The sequence below is a fragment of the Marinomonas polaris DSM 16579 genome, assembly GCF_900129155.1.
GTDB lineage: Bacteria > Pseudomonadota > Gammaproteobacteria > Pseudomonadales > Marinomonadaceae > Marinomonas > Marinomonas polaris.
Map to the genome: position 1 here is coordinate 40,496 of NZ_FQVF01000003.1, position 22,151 is coordinate 62,646.

The following is a 22,151-nucleotide window of genomic DNA, read 5'->3' on the forward strand; positions in this document are numbered from 1 at the left end:
AACCTATATAGAAAGCTTCATTGTTAGAGTATAAAACGCCAACATCATGTTGGCGTTTTTTTTACTTCCAGTGCGATTCAGACATTCACTCCTTGAATAAACCTTGCTGTAGATCATAAAAACGATCGAGCGGGTATTATAAAATAGCCTTATACCTGTGATCTAAAACCTAGATGATAGATAGGATTGAAACGAATAAAGAACGGAGCACTTTAATGCTAAAAACACCACAAGCAGAATCCAAGTCAGTAGACATTATGCTTCGTAATAATATCAAGCTAATAGGCAAAGGCGAAAAGACTATTATTTTGGCTCACGGTTTCGGCTGCAATCAAAACATGTGGCGTTTTATACTGCCTTTTCTTGAAAAAACATACCAAGTTCTACTGTTTGATTATGTCGGTAGTGGCAACTCAGACTTTTCAGCGTATGAAAAAAATCGCTACCAACAATTGGAAGGCTACTCCTTAGATATCATTGAAATATGTGATGCTCTAGAGCTTAAAAACGTCATCTTTGTCGGCCACTCAGTGAGTAGCACCATAGGCTGGATAGCCTCTAAGCAACGCCCTGAGCTTTTTTCTAAGATGGTAGCAGTTTGCCCTTCTCCTTGTTTTTTAAACTTGGACGAAGAATACCAAGGCGGTTTTGAAAGACAAGATTTGGAAGGACTAATCCAGTTAATGGAGAAAGACTATATCGGCTGGGGGAACTATTTAGCACCCATTGTTATGGGAAGCGACTTATCTCCTATTGGCCCAGGAATGTCAGAAAGCGATACATTAGTACATGAGTTACTTAGTAGTTTTTGCGCTACTGATGTAACTTATTCTAAGCCTTTCGCTGAAGCGACTTTTTTCTCCGATTATCGATCTTTATTGCCTGACATATCTCACCCATGCTTAATATTACAAAGCTCAAACGATACTTTGGTTGCCGTTAGCGTAGGCGAATATATCAAGGATAAGTTACAAAATGCCAAGCTAGAAATAATAGAAGGCAATGGACATTGCTTACATATGACTCATCCAATGCATGTTTTTAATTCTATGAAGGCTTTCTTATGAGAAAACGAATAGCAGGGACAGCTACTCTCGATGTACAGAAAAGATAGCGCCATTTTCGTGGAACTTAAGCAATTCCCGAATGTTAAATGGCGTCACTTCATCCGCATAATAAAACGCTTCTTTGGCTTTTCCGTTATGTAGGTCTTTTCTCACCCCGCTTTTGCCATCATAAGCATGAGTACTACTTTGTACCTCTATAACATTGAGATTAACGGAAATCACCACCATGTTGCCGTATTTGTAAACGGGATCTTCGTTTTTAAATATCTTTGTAAAATCTACTGCGTAGATATCATTTACCTCTGGTTTTGCCAGATAAGCGAGTGTCTTATTTTCTTGCTCGGCATTAAAATAATCTACTGCTAAAAAAATGCAGGGAACTATGATGGCCCAAACTTCAATCGGCAAAAATAACAAAGTATGCGCAGGAGATTTAGTCTTTTTTCCTGTTTCGGAATCAACCTGAATAATACAGTCTCGACTATTTAATAAATAACCAATAACACCGACTAAGAATGCAACCGCAACTAAAGCGATAACTTTTATCCAGCGGTTATCACTATAAAAACCATCTCCCATGAAATAGTCAACGACCAGTTGAACATCCACAAAAAAAGCAATAAAAATAACAGGTGTAATCCAACCCTGCCCTTTCCAAATTGGCAACATATCCACTTCCTATATATGATGTCTGCTGTTATTCATTAAATTTTAATTCCCTATAAAACACAAGACGACCTTATAAATAGTCAAAATATAGCATCAAAAAAATAAGGATATTGTTATGTACATAGAATCTGAAGAGGCTCTAAGAACCATATTTGGTTTCCCAAAAGGCAGAGCAAAAGACAAGCTATTGAAAAAATTAGAAAAACATTCAATGGCATTTATCAACTTATCCCCATTTTTCACCCTAGCCAGCTACAACACCGAAGGTCATACTGATTGTTCACCTCGAGGAGGAAAACCAGGCTTTGTAAAAATCATCAATGAGCAATGTATCGTTATTCCCGAATCAAAGGGCAATAATCGTTTAGATAGCTTAGTTAATTTATTAGAAACCAAAAACATTGGCTGTCTTTTCCTAATCCCCGGAGTGGATGAAACTCTACGCATTAATGGGACTGCTCGTATTAGTACAGCACCTGACTATTTAGCGCTCTTCTCGGAAGAGCAAAACCCACCAAGAGCCTGTATTGAGGTACAAATTACAGAGGTTTTTCTGCATTGTGCGAAAGCCTTAATGCGCTCAAAACTCTGGTCCAGTGAGGTAATAATCGAACGATCTTCTCTACCTTCTATGGGTGTCATGATTAATGATCAACTAGGCAGTGACGAGAAGCCTGAAACTAACGCGGATATGCTTAAACGCTATACAAAAGACCTCTAGTTTCACCTGGATAATGTGTGTTGCCATTGAATACTTTAAAAATCTGTCTAAAATCGCGGCATACACAAATATACAATAGGATTTTATATGACTTCATTCACTATTCTTGATGGCGGTATGGGCCGAGAACTTGAACGCCGCGGCGCACCATTCAAACAACCAGAATGGTCAGCCTTGGCGATGATGGAAGCACCAAACATTGTGAAAGAAGTGCATCAGTCTTATATCCAAAGCGGCTCACGTGTCATCACTACCAATAGTTATGCTTTAGTGCCCTTTCATATAGGCGAAGAGGTCTTTAAAGAGCAAGGCCGTATATTGGCCGTACTTTCAGGTAAAGTCGCTCGTGAGGCCGCTGACGAAAGCGGCACAGATACAAAAGTAGCAGGTTCTCTTGCGCCATTGTTTGGTTCATATCGCGCAGATCTTTATCAAGCAGACCGTGTGGAAGAATTGGCCGTTCCGCTCATCGAATCGCTCAATCCTTATGTGGATCTTTGGTTATCAGAAACACAAAGTTTGATCGATGAAGTCACTCGTGTAAAAGCCCTTGTAGATAAAATTGATACAGATCACAAACCTTTCTGGGTGTCTTTTACTCTTGAAGATTCAGAGCCAACCGCAGAGCCTTTATTGCGTTCTGGCGAAACCGTTGTTGAAGCAGTAAAAGCCATGCAAGCCATCGGTGTAAATGCGATTCTATTTAATTGTAGCCAGCCCGAAATTATCGGTGAAGCCATTCAAGTCACTCAAACAGTATTGTCTTCTTTAAATGCTAACGATATCCAAATCGGTGCTTACGCTAATGCTTTTCCACCACAACCAAAAAATGCCACGGCAAACGATGGTCTTGATGAGCTACGTGCTGATCTAACGCCACCAGCCTACCTAACTTGGGTTAAACAATGGGTAGAAGACGGGGCGACTTTGATTGGCGGGTGTTGCGGAATTGGGCCTGAACACATTGCAGCCATAAACGAGTTCAACAAAGCTGACTAATAAGCGCTATTTAATACTTCAATCAAAAAAGGGTCAACGGATTTATTCGTTGCCCCTTTTTGATTATGCTTTTTAATGACTTTTAGTTTTTAAACGACTGGGCTATTTCTTTTGCCATGGGATCAATCACCTGATCAAACCAACTGGCGGAAAGTGTTTGTACCATAGTTGAATAGCCATCTGATTTTAATTTACGCTGAACTTCAAACGTATTGGAAGCAGACAACTCACCCGTTGCAGCAATAACCTGCCAGCGCCCAGAAATATGTATCATTCCCTCTAAATCCGCGTAAAAGTCATCCACTTCAATATTCAATAAAGCAATAGCATAAGAAGGTAATCGCTGACCACCAAACCAGGTAATATTAGGCAAAGTCTTCTCTAATCGCTGTTGCGTTAGACGAGTTAATTGAGGAGACAAAGACTCAGCCCACAAATTACTCTGGGAACGATGAACATCTCCCCGTTTTGTTACTAATACAATTTCGTTACCAGCTAAGTAATTGGCAACTACGATTGGCATCAGCTGCACAGACATTTTTTGCGTTGCTTGAGCTTGGGCATTTTTCAATCCTGTATCCATTAACAGATATTCTTTGCTAGGTGGTGTTGGTGTAGCACAACCAGCCATCATCCAACTTAGCAATACCAGCAAAAAAGTACGCCCATAAATCATCATATTCATTTTATTCCTTTCAACTACTTCGCCGCTTTCGGCTCAACATCTGCTCGTGGTTTACTGTCAAAAATCAAAGTATTTGGATTCTCTCTCAACTGACGAAGCAATGGCTGCAATTCATTTAACGCTCGTCCTAACGACACCATATTTTCTTTCAAAGGACGACCAATTTGACCATTTGCCTGATAAGTTTCCAGTGTTAGATTCAACTCATTAATCGTTGCAGCAAGATCTGCTGGAAGCTGTTGAGTCTCTGATTTATCAATCAGCTGTTTGACACTTTTACTCAGTTCTTGTAATTGGCGTAATGTTTCGTTGGCCTCATTCATCGTTTGACCAAGCTGCTCAAACGTCTTATTAAGAGGCACTTGAGACACATTATCTAAGATGGCACCCACTTTTGTTTCAATATTAGCGAGCGCGTCCGGTGCCGTCGGAAAAATCTGGTAACCGGCAAATTCCTTTATTGTCACTGGTGGTGGATTTTTCATAAAATCAATATTAATAACTTTTGCGCCATTCAAGTAGTTACCAATTTTTAAAGAGGCCCTAACCCCTTTATTAATACGATCTTCGATTAATTCATTCCATTTCTGCAATGACATCGCACCAGAGGTATCTAAAGAATTCAAACGCTGGGGTTCGATACGTGCACGAACAGGAATTAAAGGCGTATCAAGGGAAGTCAACGAATCCATTGGGATGCCGTTAAATGGCACATCAAGCACAGTACCAATTCGTACACCGCGAAACTCAACCGCGGCACCAGGCGTTAAACCACTAATATTGCTCTCAAACAAAAAGACATAGTTAATAAATTCACTAAACATATTATTAGCGGCACTTTCTCTAGAAGAGAACAGGCGAAATGGAGCCATATCTTTAACGGGTTGTCCTGCGGTTCTACCAGGAGGTAACCCAAAGGAAATACCACCCGCAAAAAATGTCTCTAATGAATCGAGTCGAATTTCAAAACCACTTGCAGAGCTCTTAAATGATAACCCAGGCGTCATCCAAAACTGCACATCACTATTTACCAAAGCATCATAAGGCGAGCGAATTACAACACGATAAGTGATGGCGCCTTTTTCTGTGTCAAAGCCGACTTTTTCAACATAGCCGACTTCGTAACCACGAAAATGTACCAAAGCACCAACGTCCAGTTTAGAACCTTCAGTGCTAGATAAAACAAGACGTACACCTTCATTTTCAGTCGAAAGTGGCGGCTGACTTAAAAGCGTAAAATCCGTTTGTAAACGCCCTTTCATACCAGGAGTCATATCAATATAAGCCCCAGATAGAAGAGTACCAAGGCCACTTACCCCTTCTTTACCAATTCGAGGCTTTACCACCCAAAACCTTGCGTCATCACGCAACATTTGTTCTGTACCGTGGTTCATGCGAACTTTAATAATAGCGTTCTCATAATCTTCACTAAGACGGATATCGATCACCCTACCCACATCTACGTTACGAGATTTAAGTTTTGTCTTACCTATTTCTAATCCATCGGCATTGGCTGCCAACAAAGTAATAACAGGCCCTTGGCTTGACCAGTTTTGATAGAGCATCCAACCTGCAACCAAAAGCGCGATTAAAGGCACGAGCCAAATAGAGTTAAATCGGACTTGACGCATATTTTCGACTTGCTTGTTCGGATCACTCACTCTTCTCTCCTTGCTAAAGAGGAGGCACTAGGTGCATCGTCTTTATCCCATAGTAATCTTGGATCAAATGTCATTGCCGCTAACATAGTTAAAACAATAACGGCCGTAAAGGACAACACCGCAGGACCCGGCAAAATTGACATGAAATTTCCCATCTGAACTAAACTGGTCAATATAGCCACCACAAAAACATCAATCATTGACCAACGCCCCACCAGCTCAGTAATACGATACAGTTTTATTTTTTGCTCGGTCTGCCTATGACTTGGAAAATAACTTTGCCAACACAACCAACTCAACGCCAACACTTTAGCTAGAGGAATCACCACACTCGCAAACAAGATAATCAAGGCAACAGGATAGGACCCCAACGACCAAAGCAACAACACGCCTCCCATAATGGTCGAGGGTTCGGTACTGCCTAAAAACGTGGTCTGCATAATAGGAAATACATTCGCAGGTATATACATAACTAAAGAAGCAATTAACAAGGCAACAGTTGTCATGATACTTTTCGGACGCCTACTATTAATAGAGTGGCCGCAGCGATCGCAATGCTTCGCATTACCAAGCTGAGTTGCACCGCAAAAATGGCAACCAATTAACCCTTGCTGCTTAGCCGTCGTATCAATCATAGGGTGATCAGCCGCCTTACCAGCGACCTGATTCCAAAACCAACGTTTATCAACTAAAGTGATGGTTTTTAATAACAAAATGACGTAACCACAAAAAGCCCAAAAAGACAGTTTCAATGAAATATCAGCCAAGCTACTCATCTTGACTAATGCCACTAGAATGCCAACTAAAAAAACATCGACCATCAACCAAGGCTGAACAACCACAAGCCATCGAATACAATAGCGCTGAGCAAAATTCAGCACTTCTTTATGTTGAAAAGACCAAACTAGAAATAAAACCGAAAACAAGTAAACAAGAGGAAATACAAACAGCGCTAAGCTAATGATAGCCCCTAGCACAAGATAGCCATGACTAAGCAAGACACTCAACGTATTAAATAAAGTAACACTACGTTCAATACCGTTGGTAGAAAAACCAAGAAAAGGAAAACTCATGGCTAACGCCAGCATCAACAAAGCTGACAAACCTGCCCCCATAATTCGTGCTGCAACATGTTTATGAATGCTCACTAAAACATGGCCACAATGTTGACATCTAAAACGCTCACCACTCTGCAGCGGCGGTATACTGTTAACGAAATCGCACTCTTCACAAGTCGTTATATTTTCGTGAAACACGTAATGACTCATACCAAAACCACGACTCAATAAAGAACCCTAATAAAACGCCCAAGAACCTATCTAACACGAGAACACAGACAAGAATCAAGCTATCTAAGATATAACGTTCAAAAGCAATTTATGCATTGATAACCTACCTAGTTAACAATCCACACTCACAAGGCTCTATAAAAGTAAAAGATACTCTCATTAAACTTTCGGTAGCCGAGACAAAATCGCTGGCACAATTAATTTATGGACTGGTCCAACAAACAGCATGTAAGCCTTACCTAAGCGGTTATTAACATGTACAACCGTCGTGATAGAAACTTTTTGAACATCAACTTCCGACTCTATATACAAAGACAACCTAACATTAAGATGCTTATCATTGTCTTCCAGAATAACTTCGTTTGCTTCATTCATAAAAACAGAAAAAATGCCGACTCGATCTCCTTCTAGATAATCATCAGCTTGTTTTGAAGAAATAATATCTCCCAATGCCCCAAGGTCCTTCAATCCCAGACAGCTAACAATTCTGTTACGTAGAGACATTAAGAAGTTAAACCACTCAGGGGCTTCTTTCGCCATAGACAACCAAATTTCCATGGCAGTCTGATTTTTATTTACGACATAACCAACAAAGCAATCCATAAAATACGCATTGTCAGTCATCAACGAAATAGCAGCTTTTCGAGGGGGATTATTCATATTTTTATTCCTTTAAACCCTTTCCTTTAATCTATTTACTTTTGTTTCCATTGTTTAAAGAAAGACGTCATATCTAATCTTACGAACACAAAAAAACAAAAAAACAAAAAATCAATCATCGCTAACGATTCAATATCTGCTTAGTTTCAAATGACAACGGGGTGGACTTCCAGCCGCCAATATTAGTATCCACATCGGCACCAACACTCACATCTACCGCTATAGGATCAGAACTTGTCAAAAGGCGGTACAAACTAGAACCCATACCACTCATAGCGATAGAAAGTGGTATCGAAAGGTGCTGAGTCTTACCTTCCAATAAGTCGATATTTTGAATCCTGCCTTCGCCTAGTGATTTACCCTCTGTCTTTAACTGATAACGAACGTTACTCAAGTTCACATCAAAGCGGTTAGGATTAACAATCTCCAAGTCGACACTAAGCTTAACGCCACTTAAACCAATTGAATCTATATTTAAATTTTTAAACGTAATGTCCGGTTGCTTAGGGATAAGAAGAACACCTGCAAAATCAACTGGCATATCAAAATCACCTAATACAGGTAAATTGATCGCCACTTTGCCTTCAACTGCGTAATCCAATTCTGTTTTGTTTGCCAAATCACCTACGCTCTTAATGACTTGATCAAACATCAATGTTACAGGCAACCGCACACTATTACTGCCTTTTGCAGGCAAAGATAAACTGCTATCAGGCTGATTTATCGTCGCTATATTGTGTTTATTGACTAACAGATCTAGATCAAAACCTGCTGTCTTAAATGCAAAAGAGTTAGGGTTAGTAACTTTCACATCGACCAACAGAGTCACGGCCTCGGTCGATAAACTCTCAATCGAAACACCCGTTACCGATGCCGTTGGCTTATGGACATCCATCGTCTTCTGTAAGGCGCTACAGCCAGACAAAAGCACAATGAGCGCCATTCCTATAAAACGATAAAACATACTACCCTACCTTCTCTTAATCACTGGAAGATAGCCTTGTATACGCTCAGGCAATCGTTGTACAAATACAGACCGAACCGCATGCCAATAAATAGATAGCAACAACAAAGATGCCCCCATCACAATACCAGTAATCGCAAAGCTATAACCAACACCGCCGTAATTTTCAATTAGACTCGTCAAAGCGTAAATCACATACATCAATGACGACACCATGAAAGCGCGACGATCAATAGAGATAGATACCATCGTCATCAATAAATACAGAAGCACAATCAGCAACATATTACTCAAACTTTCATTACCATCTAGCACCCCAAGGCTTGAAAAAATAGGATGGATAATCAAAGGTGCAGACAACAAATGCAACCAAAAAGCCACATCAGATTTGCGTGTTGTACGGCTTGTATCGCCAGCATCCCAATACATAGCTAAAACAAACGCCACACAACCGCATAAAAACAAGGTCACCATGACAAACCCTGCACTGTCAGGAAAAATACTCAGCACTGTAGAGCCCAATAAAGCCAGCCCAGTCCCTGTCCCAACAGCAACCGTAATAGGCACATTAAAACGGCGCCAATGAAAGTAAGCAGCCAGAGTTGAAAAAGCCGTAGCGAAAATCACCGCGTAACTAGATTGAATACCAAATAAAGACACCGTAAAAGCAAACACTCCACCAACAAATGCCAGCAATAACACAATCGCTGGCAAAGCCATTTTCCGGCGCAGTACAAATACTTCTGCTAGCCCCCAAGATAAGGCAGCAAACACCAAATAGCCTAAGCTTTCATTAATCGACATCAACACCCAAAGCGATGAAAACAACAGCAAAGCACAAGCAATCACAATAAAAATATCGTTAAAACCACCTACCAAACGAAAGTTCTCTTCATCTACTGCCGAGGAGCCATTTGAGGACGATACAAGCTGGCGAAACTCCTCTACCGACGTAGCAGAAAAGACACCATTCTTGACCGCTAAATTTAAATCTTCGTCTGTGTACATAACCATCCTTAACAATACAATTTGTGTTACACGCTAAACTTACTGCGAAAGGCAAAATAAACTGCGCCAACTAAACATAACCCAGCCCATAGGTAATCCAGTTTTAAAGGCTCTTTTAAGTAATAAACCGAAAATGGTACAAAGACCATCAAGGTTATCACTTCCTGCATAATTTTTAACTGCCCAACATTCAGTGCAGTGTAGCCAATACGATTAGCAGGCACCTGCAACAAATACTCAAATAGGGCAATGCCCCAGCTGATCAAAGCAGCAATGATCCAAGGCTTATTATTCAACTCTTTTAAATGAGCATACCAAGCAAACGTCATGAAAATGTTGCTACAAATTAATAAAGAAACACTCAAGGCAATAGGATTCATATACTTTCCAGAGAATACAAATAGGTGGCTAATAAACAGTACTTTTACAAATAAACTACGGAACATCAGCAGAACAAAAATACTTGCGAACATTACCAAATAGAACCCAATTTCTAAATCAAAATTAAGCTCCACATCCGAAAAAAAAGGAACGTCAAAACGTTCCTTCTATGACAATAATTTTATCACTCTCATGGGTGCATAGCAGGAGCGCCGCCATACCCTGGTCCACCGACATATCTAGGACCAGGCGGTCCAGGAGGCGCCATAACACAAGCTGTCATCGTCACCACAACAATACCAACCGATAGAAATCGAAACATTTGCTTGATGATTTTCATAATAAACCCCATTGATGAAAAATCATCATAGAAACTTGCTTGGCGTTACACAAACCATCAAACAACATTATACAAAAGTATTCTTAATTCCCCCTTAAAAGCCTCAAAAAACTGACAAAATGAGCACCAAAGCATAAGTCATATTGAACTAAGTAACTTTCTTAGCACTATTGAATAAAGTATCCCTTTACTTGCTCCACAATAAGAACATACTCAGTTTGCTACGTAACAAATTTCACGGCGTCTATTACAACCGTGCGCAGCAACAGCCCTTAAGTTGGTGAGAACCGACTGAGGTTATACAGTGATGACTAATGGTGAATATCATGAGCAAGGGTCAAAACAGTAAAAAAGAGACAAAAAAGAAACCGCTTTTAACGGCAAAAGAAAAGAAAGCAGCGAAGGTGACCAAAAAATCTCCGACCAATGTATTAGGTAATTAATCCCTCCAGCTAGCCACCATATTGTCATGGTGGCGTTAAATTCGAGTCATCTAAGCCCTAATTTGATTAGGGCTTTTTTATTAAAACCACCGTTGTAACGCAAATCAATTACTATGGGCGCGAAGACTTCTGCGAGCCTCTACCAACTGACGGACGCTTACCATTTGTAGCCGGCTTGCCATTACTTTTTGGTGATCCACCCGGTTTACCGGTTGGTCGTTTACCGGCACCGTTGCCTGCAGGCTTTTTACTATCACCAAAAGGACGTCTGTCTTTGCCCTTAGAACCTGCTGGTTTTCTAGCGTCATCTTTAGGGTATTTGGTATTCCCTTTTGCTGTGCTCATTGGTTTTGACGACAAGTTTGATTTTGAAGAGCCGTCAGTACGAGTATTCTTTCGCGGCGCATTGCGAGACTTCTTCGCTGGCGCACTGGCTTCTGAAGACGAATCTTCAATCGATTTCAGCAACACAGACAATTCTTTGGGCGTTAAATCTCGCCACTCCCCCACTGGAATGCCTTTTAGACTGACGTTCATAATCCGTGTTCGTTCAAGCTTCATAACTTCATAGCCAAAATGCTCACACATTCGGCGAATTTGACGATTCAAACCTTGCACTAACGTGATGTTAAACACGTTAGCAGCAACCTTAGTAACAGGACATTTCTTTGTCATCGTTCCCAAGATAGGCACACCACCGGCCAAACCAGCAATAAAATCATCAGTGATTGGCTTATTTACCGTCACCAAATATTCTTTCTCGTGATTATTGCCAGCACGCAATACTTTATTAACAAGGTCGCCATTGTTGGTCAAAAAAATCAAACCTTGGGAATCTTTGTCCAAACGACCAATTGGGAAAATACGAACTCCATGGCTAACAAAATCAACAATATTATTTTTTTCAGAACTTTCCGTGGTACTCACAATACCAACGGGCTTATTCAGCACAATAAAAACAAAGTCATCCGCATCCTGCGGCTCAATGATCTGCCCATTAACTCGCACCGTATCACCGGCAACAACTTGATCGCCCACCGAAGCACGCTTGCCATTGATGAACACATTACCTTGTTCAATAAAGCGGTCAGCGTCTCTTCGAGAGCAGATACCGCTTTCGCTGATGTATTTATTTAAACGAGTAGATGAAGCGTTAAACATAAAGTGCCATTTTTACCTAATAAAAAGCCTTTCTTATTAAAAAAGAGCCTAAACTGAATGAATCGTCAACAACGAGATGGCGCCCATTATATAGGAAACGCAGTGAGCATTTTAGGAGAGAAAGCCAGAAACCTAGAAATATATCCATAATCGTATAACTGTTAAGAAAGTCTTAATCTTGCATCGCTAGAATTGATGAGCAAAAGCGGTGGCACCACCTCAATCGGTTATCTATGGAGATTCAAATGCAAAACCAAGAGCGATCTTACAACACAGCGCAAATTTTACTGCACTGGGCCATTGCGGCTTTAATTATTTTTAACTACTTCGTCAGTGAAGGAATGGGACGCGCTTTTCGTCAACATCTAGACGACAGCAACACTGGTTATAACTTAGTTTCATCACTGCATGTATATGTCGGCTTGGGCATAATTGCTCTGGTTGTGATCCGCATTATCGTTCGCTTCATGTCTAAAAAATCCAAAACAGACTCGAAGAGTTTACTCGACCGCGTCTCTCGTATCGTCCATGAATTCTTATATTTACTGATGTTTTTAGTGCCAGTATTTGGCGCAACAGCTTGGTACTTAGGCATTCATATCATGGGAGATGTACACGAAATAGCGATGAACATCATGATGACGTTAGTCTTGCTACACGCAGCTGCAGCATTGTTTCATCAATACGTATTGAAAGATGGAACACTACTAAAAATGTTTGGGCAGAAATAGCGACCAATAAATTGTTACTGATGCGTCTCTAGATAGTATCTCTCCTGTTCAAGAATACGATCTGTATTAAGAGACGCTATGCTCACTTCATGGGAGTGAGGCAGCATACCAATGGTTTGCAAATGCAGATAGCGCATTGCACAAACTCGTAAAAAAGACGTGAAATTATCTAAATCGTGACCAGCGTCCAAGGCTTCATGATTGAGCTTGGCGATCATTTGCGACAGAGACAACTTGTCGCGCTGAGCTATCTCTTCCAGCGTAAACCAAAAGAAACTTTCCAATCGAATACTGGTGACCATGCCATCAATACGCAAAGAACGAGTGACATTTTGCCATAGGCTAGGATCTGAATTCACAAAGAGCTTACACATTGTATTTTCCCTACTGAATGACGTTTTTTTATTATTGAAATGAATGGCTCAATGCAAACAGTCTAGCCCAAGATACGGGGAAAAAGTCGGATGAGTTCATACTTTTACACTTACTAAACTCACCCGAACTCACTCAGTACATTTAACTTAGCTTTCCAATAACACATAAAACTGAGCAAGCCACGCCGGATGCGCAGGCCACGCTGGCGCTGTTACTAGATTACCGTCAGTCACAGCTTGATCTACTGGAATATCCATAAACTCACCTTTCGCAAGCTCCACTTCAGGCTGACAAGCAGGATACGCAGAACATTTTCTGCCTTCCAACACACCTGCTGCCGCAAGCAACTGCGCGCCATGACAAACCGCCGCCACAGGTTTATTGGTATCAAAAAAGTGCTTCACCATCGCAACTACGGTTTTATTCAAACGAAGATACTCAGGTGCTCGACCACCTGGAATCACCAAAGCGTCGTAATCTTCCACCTTGATATCGGCAAACGTCGCATTCAAAGCAAAACGGTGACCCGGCTTTTCTGTGTACGTTTGATCACCCTCAAAATCATGAATCGCCGTCGCCACCGTATCGCCAGACTTCTTATCTGGACACACCGCATGCACCGTATGACCGACACTCATCAACGCCTGAAACGGCACCATAGTTTCGTAGTCTTCCGTGAAATCACCCGTGATCATTAAGATCTTTTTATTAGACATGACACTTTCTCCTGTTTTGGTTAAAACGTCCTATGTTGTAACAGCTAGAGAAAGGGAAAAGGTATTAAGGGGTTATTACATTGAGGTTTCGCCGCTGGCGATTTGGTTTTCTTTGATTCCATTCAAACGCTTTGAACTTCCGACCTTTATTCCGCTCTGCTGAGCGTGTAACTTTTGCCAAACGACGCAAAAGTTACCAAAAGGTCTGTTTAAGATCTTTAATGCCTGATTTTCTGCGTAGGAACATGATTGCTACCTACGCTCGTTATATCGTAAGGCATGGATTGTTTTTGATGTGACAAGGAAGGGTATTTTTAACTGACTCTGAAACTCCATAAAGTCGCGCAACTTCGTCGCGTCGAACTGACTTCATAGTGGAACCCAAAAACGTAGGTCTGATGAGACGAGGAACGAGGCGTAATCTGACGCTGAAAGCGAAGCTTTCATTTTGTAAGTCGCACCTTTAGGCCGATGTGGAGCTTAAGCTTCTCTCAAACGCTCCATATTCGCAATGTATTGGTCAACTAATTCAGCTTTGTTGAACGGGGCTTAGTCCCTTCCCCTTTTGCCTTCCAAGGGTCAGGATGGGTTGTTCTTTAGATCTTCTGGGTATATTTGTTACCTATCAATGACTCTAAGATGCACACTAATTCAGCTCAGCTGAGTAGAATAAAGGTTGGAAGTTCAAAGCATTTGAATGGAAATTCCTTGCCACCCTAAAGAGTTTGCTACTTACCAGCAGCCGCAAGAGCAACACCAAAGCCGATAAATGTTCCACCGCCAAGACGATTAACCATACGTCCACCTTTTTCAGAAGAAAGCCAGCCACGTGCTGATTTTGCTAGATACGCATAGAGCAAATGAATGATGACAACGAGACTGCTGTAGGTAACGACTAGGAGCGTAAATTGCCCGACGTAATTCGAGGTGAAGTCGATAAATTGTGGGAATACTGACATAAAGAAGAACACCGCTTTTGGATTTGTCAGTTGAATTGTTAAGCCTTCAATAAACTGTCGTTTTTTGCTTCTTATAGCAGAACCATTACCTTCGATTTTTCTAGCAGGTGAACGCCATAATTTAATACCAAGATAAACAAGGTACGCAGCTCCTACAAATTTCATGATACTGAATGCAAGTGTCGATGTTGCCAGTAAAAGCCCTAAACTAGTGGCTGATATACCTGCAACAATAAATGTACCGCAGGAAATCCCGAGAATCCCACCAATAGCGCCAGACATACCATAGCGAATCGAGTTAGTAAGCGTCAAAATCACACCTGGGCCGGGGCTTAATACGGTTGCTATGGCAATGATTAAAAATAAAGCATAACTGTCCATCCACATCTCCTTCGTTACATTATCTTGTCGTAGTCTACTTAACTAATCATCCACACTTTACATCCTCTTATCTTCGAGAAAAACAAATATTAGGAATACAAAACGCTAGAATAGAAATTTATCTCGGTTTCAGTTCCGCCAAAGCATCAGATAACTTTTTGGCTGTAACAATAAAGTTGACTTATAAGTAGGTATAAATGAAGTAAAGCCGAGAAAGCTTTTTATCATCAACACTCATGGCCATAAACTCTGGCGAATTGGCTTCAAATGAAAAACGAATCTATTTTTCACCTGAAACCAATTTAATGATTACGTTTTTTTAGTCATTATAAAATGAGCATCACAAATCAATAATAGTGATCTTTGAAAATCAAACTTATCTGATAAGTTAACACTCTGGTGAAAATATGTTCTTAATATATTGCGAGAACTCTCTTGGCTTCTCTTGCGGCATCATGTGACTTTCACCGAGTAATTCTATTCGTAGGCTACTCCCTAGCAACTCTGACGCTCTAACGGTTACCAACTTAAAAAGGTCACGGGTGTTCTCACCATAACCAAAAACAACAGGAACATTGATTGTTGACACAGTCTCAGCATTTATCAAAGGCTGCTCTTTTTGATTGAGCTGATAAGACAAAGTATATTTTTTAGCCAGCTGAAGAGCCTTCACCGACTCACTTTGACCATGAAAATAGCCTTGCTCATTTCCTGAGCCATCAATCAAAGACTCCACCGCTTGCACAAGGTTACCACTTGAGAAATGCTCAAACACAGGACCAAACATCTTGTTAGCATCCAGCTGCCATGCCCCCAATTCTGGTTCTTGCAAACATCCGGGATAACCAAGCTCATAGAGAAAAACCTTAGCAACAAACAAGTCGTGCTTTACTAGAGCATTCAACACCACATCTGCTCCATACGACCAGCCAACTATATTGACGGCTTTCTCCTTGGAAAGCTGATTAACCAACTCGGCTAAATCATCAGCGTGAGTATTTAAACCAAAACCTTCTACATCACCTTCATCGAAACAACGTAACGTAATAGACACCACTTCAAAATCAGCAGCTAAATACGCCAAGTGATCATTCCACATAGAGCTATCAGTCAATGCTCCATGAACCAATACAAGGTAATCTCCGTTACCCTCTCTTTTGTATTTCATTATCAAATCTCGTTAAATTATTAATGCCAGCTTAAGTGGCTGGCAACCTACTATCAAGAGCTTCCTCTTAGCACAGTAACCGCAAAAGCCAAATCCAACTAAAACTGCCAAACGTTAAGAATCCGTCTTAAAGCGCTTGTTATCCGTAGATTGTTTAACCAAGTACAGGTCGAAAAAAACTACGCTCATAACTGATAATGCAGTCCACTTTATCAGCAAATTCGAAAGCTTTAATACACTCAGCGTCATTCAGAGACTTAGTGCGATAATCCTCGTAAGCAGACAAACTTTCAAATGTAAAAAGAGCCAAAGCGATATTATTTGCGCCTTCAGATGGTAGAAAATAGCCATTGTGTTGGCCACCAAATTTCTCAACGAGAGGAATCCACATTTTCGCGTATTCTTCGAACTCCCTAACCTTCTTGGGATCTATCACATACCTGACATAGCAAGTAATCATAAACATCAATTCCTTCTAATTGCTTGATTTTGTGGGTTAGGCATGGCACCTAGAACAGGGGCGCAACGTAGGTTTGTCCCTTACTACTGATTGTTATGTGGTGCGCGCGGAAATATCAACATCTCGCCAACTATATTTTCCAAATCCTGACGCTGAAGTGATCGTCTGGATACTCGCGTTTAACATGAATACTCGATATTTCTACACCAAACAGAGCTTTCTTTAGATTGACGTTCACTTCGTCACTTTCATATTCGGGAATTACAAGAATCATGTATTTTTCAATATCTTGATCCGGTATGCCTTTCAAACGCACAACATCCTTTAGCAAAGATCCTTCTTTAGGATTCACGGAGTCTAGATGAGACTGCGTGACGATGGTCTTGTCACTCTTTATGAATTCAGAAAGGTTATTTTTTCCCGCTATATTTTTATTCAGAAAGGAAGTTGCGATTATCTTTATTTCCCCAACCATGGTTTGAGGTGACGAATTACTTCTTGGTCTAAACCCATGCAAGTCAAGAGCTTTACCTCTGGGACCAATCTTGTATGAATTTACCATAAAATTTTTGTCTTCAGATTGGCGAAACATCTCTCCCTGGAGCCAACCTTCTCTGCATCCTTCTGCGTACATTACCGCACCTATTTGCGATGCATTTCGATCAAAAAATTCGCAAAATACATTCATCCACTCGGTTAACATGTAGTCTCCTCAAAACTAGCCGTCATATATTTCAATGTTGAACGCACTGACCCGAGACTCACCCGATCCCTTAACACCCGCATAAAGGCGATAACACATAGGCTCAAATTAGGAATGGATTAACGCAGCTCATGTATTAGCACCCCAGCGAGCGATTTAATACGTTTGTTATATGTGTTTCTCGACTTTCCAAGGAGGGTTTAAACGATTCTCACCTGCCCAGTAAAGTTTGATTTTATTACCAGACGGATCTTTAAGAATGGCCTCTTTCCACAGGTATCTTTGTTCTGTCGGTAATTGTTCAAATTGAAAACCTCTTTGAGACAAATCAGCACACAGTTCATCAAGTTTCTCATGCTCGAAGTAGATTACAGAACTATTTTCGAACTCATCGGATTCGAGAGATAAGGAGAAAGTAGAGTTCCCTTCTGGGCAAGAAAATCTAGAGTAATGCGGCGTATCGACAATTTGAGTGAAACCAAGTTTTAGATAAAAGTTAACAGCATCATCCATATTTTTTACTGGCAAAGTAATCTGGTTCAATTCCATTTAAACTCCTAACGTATAATGCCGCGTTAAGGGGCAGCAACGCGTACTACCAAACTTCAATTTAACACTGTAAACACAGATGCCAAGATTTAATAAAAATCGCCACGCGTTGACACTGTCCCTATTGAAGGCTTTGTTATCTATGTGTCGAAAGGAATTACAACCCAATTTCAGGAAAAGTAACTTTTTCTAAGCCAGGAAGTTCTAGTTGAGTGCTAAATGTTTGAGTAGGATCCTCGTAAACTGAAACAGAGATAATTAACGGTGAGGCACGACGCGTAACCTTTAACCACCGTCTAATTGTTTCATCAATGTTTCGAGAATAATCTAAGTCCCTTCCAGACAGAACCCTTTCTACAAAATGAGAACCAAAACATTCCCCCACATTAGATAGAGCAGAGTTAACATCCCGGTATTGCTTCAGAAAGTTAGCATCTACTGTAATAGCATTCGCTTGCGGACCTGTATACAACCCCCACATTTCGTTTCGTTCTTTATCTTCATGTGCTCCTGGCCAACGTGTACTATTGTACCGTCTCTTCTGTTTGTTATAAAACAGGTAGTTTAACTTTGGTGTATTTGAAACTAAGCGCCGTAGTTGCTGTACACAAAAAGCTGGAAATAAATGAGTTTCATAAGGATGCGCTCCTGACGCCTTTGCTTCATAAAATGCAACGCCAGAAATTGGCTTAGTCGTGTTTGGAAACAAACGCGTTATAATAACTGCAATGTCTCCATGTGTTTGCTCTGCTTTCCCCGTTAACTTATAAGCTTCAAAATCAAATTTTGCACCATCAAAGGGGCTTTCTATATTAGGCAATTTGTACTCTGCCAGCACATATCGGAGAGCTTCAATTACCTTGAACGTAAGTAAGTCTTCTTGCCAATCACAATCGGGGCACTGAGATAAAATTCGATCTATTACTTCTTGTAAGTTCGACGAAAGTTCTGAAGGGGTCTGGACAGGATCAAACTCTTTCCTATAATCAGGCACTTCATTTTCTTCTCGCTCAAAACCAAACTTAGCATAATCAACTTTCGTCATTTTAATCAAACCCCTTAATTACATAACGCCCGCCTAAGGGGCTGGCAACGCATGCCACTAAACTCAAACACAACAACCGTAACCACCGCGACTCATTGGGACTGGAAACGCCACGCGTTGACAGTCCCTCTTGAGGCGTTTGTTATGTGAATTGCCTACCGAAGCTTGTTGTTTTTGTTAAATCGCCTAACTTTGGCTCGCATATTTTTCATTGGCGATGACGTGTTGAACTGGATCATTCGACCAAATGTCCATTTTTCATACCACGTCGTTTCATACAATTCTTCATTGCTTAAACTTGCGACTAACAAGATAAGCTTATTTATTGTTGAGTCTAACTCCTGAAGTAAGTCCTCGTATTGCCAATCACGGTACTGATCGTGAAAACTGACCGCCAACAATCCAAGCTGATTCCATTTATAACCCGTGTCAGGAAAAACGACTGGCAAACCTTGTGACTTCAAACTGTGCCATTTCAAGACCAAGTTTCCCCAACCAATAAGATAAGCGACAGTGTCACAAACGCTAATTTGTGTTCCTTTTACGTTACCTTCAATTTCACACTTACGTGCCATTGATGCAGGAACACTCTGATAATCTTCCATAAGTTTCGGGAATATAGAATTTATAGCTGTGAGCAACTCATCTTTTGATTCAGGAACTGAAGACATTATTTTCTCCATTCACAAAACGCCCGCCTAAGTGGCTGACAACGCATTACCACTAAACTCAAACACCACAACTGCAACCACCGCGCCTCAAGAGGGGCTGGAAACGCCACGCGTTGACAGTCCCTCTTGAGGCGTTTGTTAAGTTTCTTTTTCTTCCCGCCCGTCTCGTGACCTTTTTAGTTTTACGCTTATGAGCATTGTAATTGTTGCCAGTAATACTGATGCTAAAACTGTTACAGTTGGCAGGGTAATGTTTATCAGCTCTTTGATTGGTGATGACAGCGTGGGTTTGTCTAACACTGTCGATAACGCAACTGCCATAGTCCCCATTGCAGCCGTAATCCCCAACATAGCACTCATTCTTTCTGTTTGCTTTTGCCTATACTCAGATTCTATGGAAGTACGTTCAACTCGCAAAGACAAGATAGCATCTGTAGTTTTCTCTTTAGTCACTAAATGAGCTAGTGTTTCACTGTAGTTTTTTTTCGTTTCAGAAGAGATAAAACTTGAATCCATTATCTCTTTTATCAATTCTTCAGCTATTTGCTTAGGTTGGTATACATCATCTCGCTCAACTCTATATTTTCGAGCGGTTGCATTTATTAGAGATGATAATACTTCATTGTCTGGAATGTACCCTTCCGATATACCTGGACGAAGAGCATAAACAACCTCTTTGTTGACCGCTGAAACCTTTTGAGCATACTCTTTATTGTCTTTTTTGGTGAAAAGATAGCGAGTGATCAGAGTTACGATCAAGCCGCTAAGTATTCCTCCACCGATACCAACTACCCAAGAATTATTTAACAGTTCCACATATTCTCCTTGAAACTTAACGCCGCCAGCAGGGGCAGGCAAAGCGCGTAGCGTTTTGACTGTCCCTCTGGCTGGTTTTGTTATGCCTTGTGTTAAGGAACAAGATCTTCTTCGTTAGGCATAGCCCTATCAATGATGCTCTGATGTATAAGTTCCTTTAGAAGCTCCGCAGAGGCCTCAACTGACTGCTGAATGTCACCTTTAACTTTTGCACCATGTACGGCAGATGATCTTGAATTATAAAGTTTTTTTACTAGCTCAAATTTTTGTTTTCTAGTATCGGCATCACCTGGGTGAAGAAAGCGAGCTATGCAGAGACTTAATCGAAATCTAATTTCAGTGCTTGCACCGAACATTCCCTCTATTCCAGCCCAAAGCACTGCCATTTTTATTCTTGGCATAGAGTGCCAACGGTAAGATGCTAAGCAATGAACTGCTGTTTGAAATTTTTCTTTATCTAGTAGAGCTCTGGCATCGCTGAAATGCGTATTAATCCAAGTCACTTCTTCATCGCTCAATTTCTTTGGAAGTGCTTGAGTTAAACCTTGAAAGTGAAGATTCGTAGCTCTCAGATTTGTTTGAGAAGATATTGAACGTGCTTCCGTGTCGGACTGAAGATTAAAGCTTACTTCCGTGTGGAAAATTGCACTAAGAAGCAGGGCATCCCAAGAAGAATTCCAGGCATGAGCTGCTAGTTCTTTTTGTGTGGAGGCAACGATTTCAAATTGAGCTGTAACCCGCGGTATAAAAGCAGCAACAACTGCTATATCGTCAGGTCGAGAGCAAATGGATACAGCCGTATTAAAATCAAGGTGCGACGTATCCGCAGGAATGAGCTTCACGTTTTCAGATAGACTAATATCTTTAGGAACCTCAATTCCACTAAGCAATATATATGTTTTATCTCCGGCTCCAACAATCTGCATAGTTGTCCTTAGGCATAACATTTTAATAATGCGTATGCGCGTTTACACATTTTTAAATTCACTCAAAAATCCTTTTAACTTTCTGAAGAATAATACTTTTTAACTGATCTCCACAAAAATCAAAACTGGAAAAACGAGCATGCGAGTTATTCCTATTATCCACAGCGCGTTATTTCTGCTCTGTGAATCCTTATTCATTGATATTAGGAGACTTTCTTAGTTTCTACCAGTACAAAACACGCACAATTGGTTTTATTTAAAATGGCTAAACGCGCCAAAAAGTAACCATTAAAAAAATAAACTGTATATCCACCCATAAATTGCGTTTTAACTTTCATCTCAGAAGAAATCAGTTCGACGCGACGAAGTTGCGCGACCCTATGGAGTTTCAGAGGCAGTTAAAAATACCTTTTCTAAAATCATCAAAAACAATCTATGCCTTACGACAAAAATCGTCTTGCTAAACACAACATAAAAAAGCAAATGAGACGTTTGGGCGATAGCCCGATAAAGCGAATTTTTGGTTACTTTTTGGGCGCTTGCAAAAAGTTACCCGCTCAGCAGAGCGGAAAAAAGGTCGGGAATACAAAGCGTTTGAATGGA

The 22,151-nt window shown here is 40.7% G+C and carries 25 protein-coding genes; 4 read left to right on the forward strand and 21 right to left on the reverse strand.

Annotated elements, in window-relative coordinates; genetic code table 11:
• Positions 1-215: 215 nt before the first annotated feature.
• Positions 216-1,067 (forward strand): alpha/beta fold hydrolase, encoded by an 852-nt coding sequence (locus BUA59_RS02300; RefSeq protein ID WP_072838119.1) that lies wholly within the window; start codon positions 216-218, stop codon positions 1,065-1,067.
• Between the two features lie 21 nt (positions 1,068-1,088).
• Here BUA59_RS02300 and BUA59_RS02305 read toward each other — a convergent pair whose 3' ends face one another.
• Entirely contained in the window at positions 1,089-1,736 is a 648-nt protein-coding gene (locus tag BUA59_RS02305; protein ID WP_072838120.1) for a hypothetical protein, read from the reverse strand.
• Between the two features lie 115 nt (positions 1,737-1,851).
• On the opposite strand from BUA59_RS02305, the gene BUA59_RS02310 reads away from it, so the two are divergent.
• Complete coding sequence (locus BUA59_RS02310) at positions 1,852-2,457, forward strand: MSMEG_1061 family FMN-dependent PPOX-type flavoprotein (RefSeq protein ID WP_072838121.1); 606 nt, start codon at positions 1,852-1,854, stop codon at positions 2,455-2,457.
• A gap of 87 nt (positions 2,458-2,544) precedes the next feature.
• The gene (locus BUA59_RS02315; RefSeq protein ID WP_175550741.1) at positions 2,545-3,456 is read left to right on the forward strand and encodes a homocysteine S-methyltransferase family protein; all 912 of its coding nucleotides are present in this window, start codon (positions 2,545-2,547) and stop codon (positions 3,454-3,456) included.
• Between the two features lie 82 nt (positions 3,457-3,538).
• On the opposite strand, the gene BUA59_RS02320 is transcribed toward BUA59_RS02315, so the two are convergent.
• The 9 genes from BUA59_RS02320 to rluF all read right to left on the reverse strand — a co-directional run bounded on the left by BUA59_RS02320 (position 3,539) and on the right by rluF (position 12,048).
• Positions 3,539-4,141 (reverse strand): PqiC family protein, encoded by a 603-nt coding sequence (locus BUA59_RS02320; RefSeq protein ID WP_245813078.1) that lies wholly within the window; start codon positions 4,139-4,141, stop codon positions 3,539-3,541.
• 14 nt (positions 4,142-4,155) lie between these two features.
• On the reverse strand, positions 4,156-5,802 hold the full coding sequence (gene pqiB / locus BUA59_RS02325) for an intermembrane transport protein PqiB (RefSeq protein WP_084122099.1): 1,647 nt from the start codon (positions 5,800-5,802) through the stop codon (positions 4,156-4,158).
• Positions 5,799-7,070, reverse strand: a complete 1,272-nt coding sequence (locus tag BUA59_RS02330) for a paraquat-inducible protein A (protein ID WP_072838409.1) — start codon at positions 7,068-7,070, stop codon at positions 5,799-5,801. Before BUA59_RS02330 ends, pqiB begins: the two co-directional genes overlap by 4 nt.
• Before the next feature lie 180 nt (positions 7,071-7,250).
• Entirely contained in the window at positions 7,251-7,751 is a 501-nt protein-coding gene (locus tag BUA59_RS02335) for a DUF2867 domain-containing protein (protein ID WP_072838122.1), read from the reverse strand.
• Positions 7,752-7,872: 121 nt separating this feature from the next.
• Positions 7,873-8,715: an LEA/WHy family protein gene (locus BUA59_RS02340; RefSeq protein ID WP_072838123.1), complete on the reverse strand. Its 843-nt coding sequence runs from the start codon at positions 8,713-8,715 to the stop codon at positions 7,873-7,875.
• A 6-nt stretch (positions 8,716-8,721) separates the two neighbouring features.
• Entirely contained in the window at positions 8,722-9,723 is a 1,002-nt protein-coding gene (locus BUA59_RS02345; RefSeq protein WP_072838124.1) for a hypothetical protein, read from the reverse strand.
• Positions 9,724-9,749: 26 nt separating this feature from the next.
• A complete protein-coding gene (locus BUA59_RS02350) occupies positions 9,750-10,103 on the reverse strand; it encodes a DMT family protein (protein WP_012070624.1) in 354 nt (117 codons plus the stop codon).
• 191 nt (positions 10,104-10,294) lie between these two features.
• Entirely contained in the window at positions 10,295-10,444 is a 150-nt protein-coding gene (locus BUA59_RS23790; RefSeq protein ID WP_175550742.1) for a hypothetical protein, read from the reverse strand.
• Between the two features lie 554 nt (positions 10,445-10,998).
• Complete coding sequence (gene rluF, locus BUA59_RS02355) at positions 10,999-12,048, reverse strand: 23S rRNA pseudouridine(2604) synthase RluF (RefSeq protein ID WP_072838125.1); 1,050 nt, start codon at positions 12,046-12,048, stop codon at positions 10,999-11,001.
• A 245-nt stretch (positions 12,049-12,293) separates the two neighbouring features.
• Between rluF and BUA59_RS02360 the strand changes: the two genes are divergently transcribed.
• Complete coding sequence (locus BUA59_RS02360; RefSeq protein WP_072838126.1) at positions 12,294-12,779, forward strand: cytochrome b; 486 nt, start codon at positions 12,294-12,296, stop codon at positions 12,777-12,779.
• A 14-nt stretch (positions 12,780-12,793) separates the two neighbouring features.
• Here BUA59_RS02360 and BUA59_RS02365 read toward each other — a convergent pair whose 3' ends face one another.
• From BUA59_RS02365 to BUA59_RS02415, 11 genes are all read right to left on the reverse strand, one after another.
• Entirely contained in the window at positions 12,794-13,153 is a 360-nt protein-coding gene (locus BUA59_RS02365; RefSeq protein WP_072838127.1) for a ribbon-helix-helix domain-containing protein, read from the reverse strand.
• A gap of 147 nt (positions 13,154-13,300) precedes the next feature.
• Positions 13,301-13,870, reverse strand: a complete 570-nt coding sequence (locus BUA59_RS02370; protein ID WP_072838128.1) for a DJ-1/PfpI family protein — start codon at positions 13,868-13,870, stop codon at positions 13,301-13,303.
• A 728-nt stretch (positions 13,871-14,598) separates the two neighbouring features.
• On the reverse strand, positions 14,599-15,210 hold the full coding sequence (locus BUA59_RS02375; RefSeq protein ID WP_072838129.1) for a LysE family translocator: 612 nt from the start codon (positions 15,208-15,210) through the stop codon (positions 14,599-14,601).
• Positions 15,211-15,598: 388 nt separating this feature from the next.
• Positions 15,599-16,378: an alpha/beta fold hydrolase gene (locus BUA59_RS02380; protein ID WP_072838130.1), complete on the reverse strand. Its 780-nt coding sequence runs from the start codon at positions 16,376-16,378 to the stop codon at positions 15,599-15,601.
• A 154-nt stretch (positions 16,379-16,532) separates the two neighbouring features.
• Positions 16,533-16,838 carry an NIPSNAP family protein gene (locus tag BUA59_RS02385; RefSeq protein ID WP_012070633.1) on the reverse strand — a complete coding sequence of 102 codons (306 nt, stop codon included), beginning with the start codon at positions 16,836-16,838 and terminating at the stop codon, positions 16,533-16,535.
• A 130-nt stretch (positions 16,839-16,968) separates the two neighbouring features.
• A complete protein-coding gene (locus BUA59_RS02390) occupies positions 16,969-17,541 on the reverse strand; it encodes a hypothetical protein (RefSeq protein ID WP_072838131.1) in 573 nt (190 codons plus the stop codon).
• A 168-nt stretch (positions 17,542-17,709) separates the two neighbouring features.
• Positions 17,710-18,090, reverse strand: a complete 381-nt coding sequence (locus BUA59_RS02395; RefSeq protein WP_072838132.1) for a VOC family protein — start codon at positions 18,088-18,090, stop codon at positions 17,710-17,712.
• A 157-nt stretch (positions 18,091-18,247) separates the two neighbouring features.
• Positions 18,248-19,135, reverse strand: a complete 888-nt coding sequence (locus BUA59_RS02400) for a hypothetical protein (RefSeq protein WP_072838133.1) — start codon at positions 19,133-19,135, stop codon at positions 18,248-18,250.
• Between the two features lie 155 nt (positions 19,136-19,290).
• The gene (locus BUA59_RS02405) at positions 19,291-19,806 is read right to left on the reverse strand and encodes a ClbS/DfsB family four-helix bundle protein (protein WP_072838134.1); all 516 of its coding nucleotides are present in this window, start codon (positions 19,804-19,806) and stop codon (positions 19,291-19,293) included.
• A 138-nt stretch (positions 19,807-19,944) separates the two neighbouring features.
• A complete protein-coding gene (locus tag BUA59_RS02410) occupies positions 19,945-20,622 on the reverse strand; it encodes a hypothetical protein (protein WP_072838135.1) in 678 nt (225 codons plus the stop codon).
• A 92-nt stretch (positions 20,623-20,714) separates the two neighbouring features.
• The gene (locus BUA59_RS02415; protein ID WP_072838136.1) at positions 20,715-21,548 is read right to left on the reverse strand and encodes a hypothetical protein; all 834 of its coding nucleotides are present in this window, start codon (positions 21,546-21,548) and stop codon (positions 20,715-20,717) included.
• Positions 21,549-22,151: the final 603 nt, after the last annotated feature.

Coding starts and splice junctions, on each gene's coding strand:
- BUA59_RS02300 (WP_072838119.1), top strand. CDS start 216: ATGCTAAAAACACCACAAGCAGAATCCAAGTCAGTAGACATTATGCTT.
- BUA59_RS02305 (WP_072838120.1), bottom strand. CDS start 1,736: ATGTTGCCAATTTGGAAAGGGCAGGGTTGGATTACACCTGTTATTTTT.
- BUA59_RS02310 (WP_072838121.1), top strand. CDS start 1,852: ATGTACATAGAATCTGAAGAGGCTCTAAGAACCATATTTGGTTTCCCA.
- BUA59_RS02315 (WP_175550741.1), top strand. CDS start 2,545: ATGACTTCATTCACTATTCTTGATGGCGGTATGGGCCGAGAACTTGAA.
- BUA59_RS02320 (WP_245813078.1), bottom strand. CDS start 4,141: ATGAATATGATGATTTATGGGCGTACTTTTTTGCTGGTATTGCTAAGT.
- BUA59_RS02330 (WP_072838409.1), bottom strand. CDS start 7,070: ATGAGTCATTACGTGTTTCACGAAAATATAACGACTTGTGAAGAGTGC.
- BUA59_RS02335 (WP_072838122.1), bottom strand. CDS start 7,751: ATGAATAATCCCCCTCGAAAAGCTGCTATTTCGTTGATGACTGACAAT.
- BUA59_RS02340 (WP_072838123.1), bottom strand. CDS start 8,715: ATGTTTTATCGTTTTATAGGAATGGCGCTCATTGTGCTTTTGTCTGGC.
- BUA59_RS02345 (WP_072838124.1), bottom strand. CDS start 9,723: ATGTACACAGACGAAGATTTAAATTTAGCGGTCAAGAATGGTGTCTTT.
- BUA59_RS02350 (WP_012070624.1), bottom strand. CDS start 10,103: ATGAATCCTATTGCCTTGAGTGTTTCTTTATTAATTTGTAGCAACATT.
- BUA59_RS23790 (WP_175550742.1), bottom strand. CDS start 10,444: ATGAAAATCATCAAGCAAATGTTTCGATTTCTATCGGTTGGTATTGTT.
- rluF (WP_072838125.1), bottom strand. CDS start 12,048: ATGTTTAACGCTTCATCTACTCGTTTAAATAAATACATCAGCGAAAGC.
- BUA59_RS02360 (WP_072838126.1), top strand. CDS start 12,294: ATGCAAAACCAAGAGCGATCTTACAACACAGCGCAAATTTTACTGCAC.
- BUA59_RS02365 (WP_072838127.1), bottom strand. CDS start 13,153: ATGTGTAAGCTCTTTGTGAATTCAGATCCTAGCCTATGGCAAAATGTC.
- BUA59_RS02370 (WP_072838128.1), bottom strand. CDS start 13,870: ATGTCTAATAAAAAGATCTTAATGATCACGGGTGATTTCACGGAAGAC.
- BUA59_RS02375 (WP_072838129.1), bottom strand. CDS start 15,210: ATGGACAGTTATGCTTTATTTTTAATCATTGCCATAGCAACCGTATTA.
- BUA59_RS02380 (WP_072838130.1), bottom strand. CDS start 16,378: ATGAAATACAAAAGAGAGGGTAACGGAGATTACCTTGTATTGGTTCAT.
- BUA59_RS02385 (WP_012070633.1), bottom strand. CDS start 16,838: ATGATTACTTGCTATGTCAGGTATGTGATAGATCCCAAGAAGGTTAGG.
- BUA59_RS02390 (WP_072838131.1), bottom strand. CDS start 17,541: ATGTTAACCGAGTGGATGAATGTATTTTGCGAATTTTTTGATCGAAAT.
- BUA59_RS02395 (WP_072838132.1), bottom strand. CDS start 18,090: ATGGAATTGAACCAGATTACTTTGCCAGTAAAAAATATGGATGATGCT.
- BUA59_RS02400 (WP_072838133.1), bottom strand. CDS start 19,135: ATGACGAAAGTTGATTATGCTAAGTTTGGTTTTGAGCGAGAAGAAAAT.
- BUA59_RS02405 (WP_072838134.1), bottom strand. CDS start 19,806: ATGTCTTCAGTTCCTGAATCAAAAGATGAGTTGCTCACAGCTATAAAT.
- BUA59_RS02415 (WP_072838136.1), bottom strand. CDS start 21,548: ATGCAGATTGTTGGAGCCGGAGATAAAACATATATATTGCTTAGTGGA.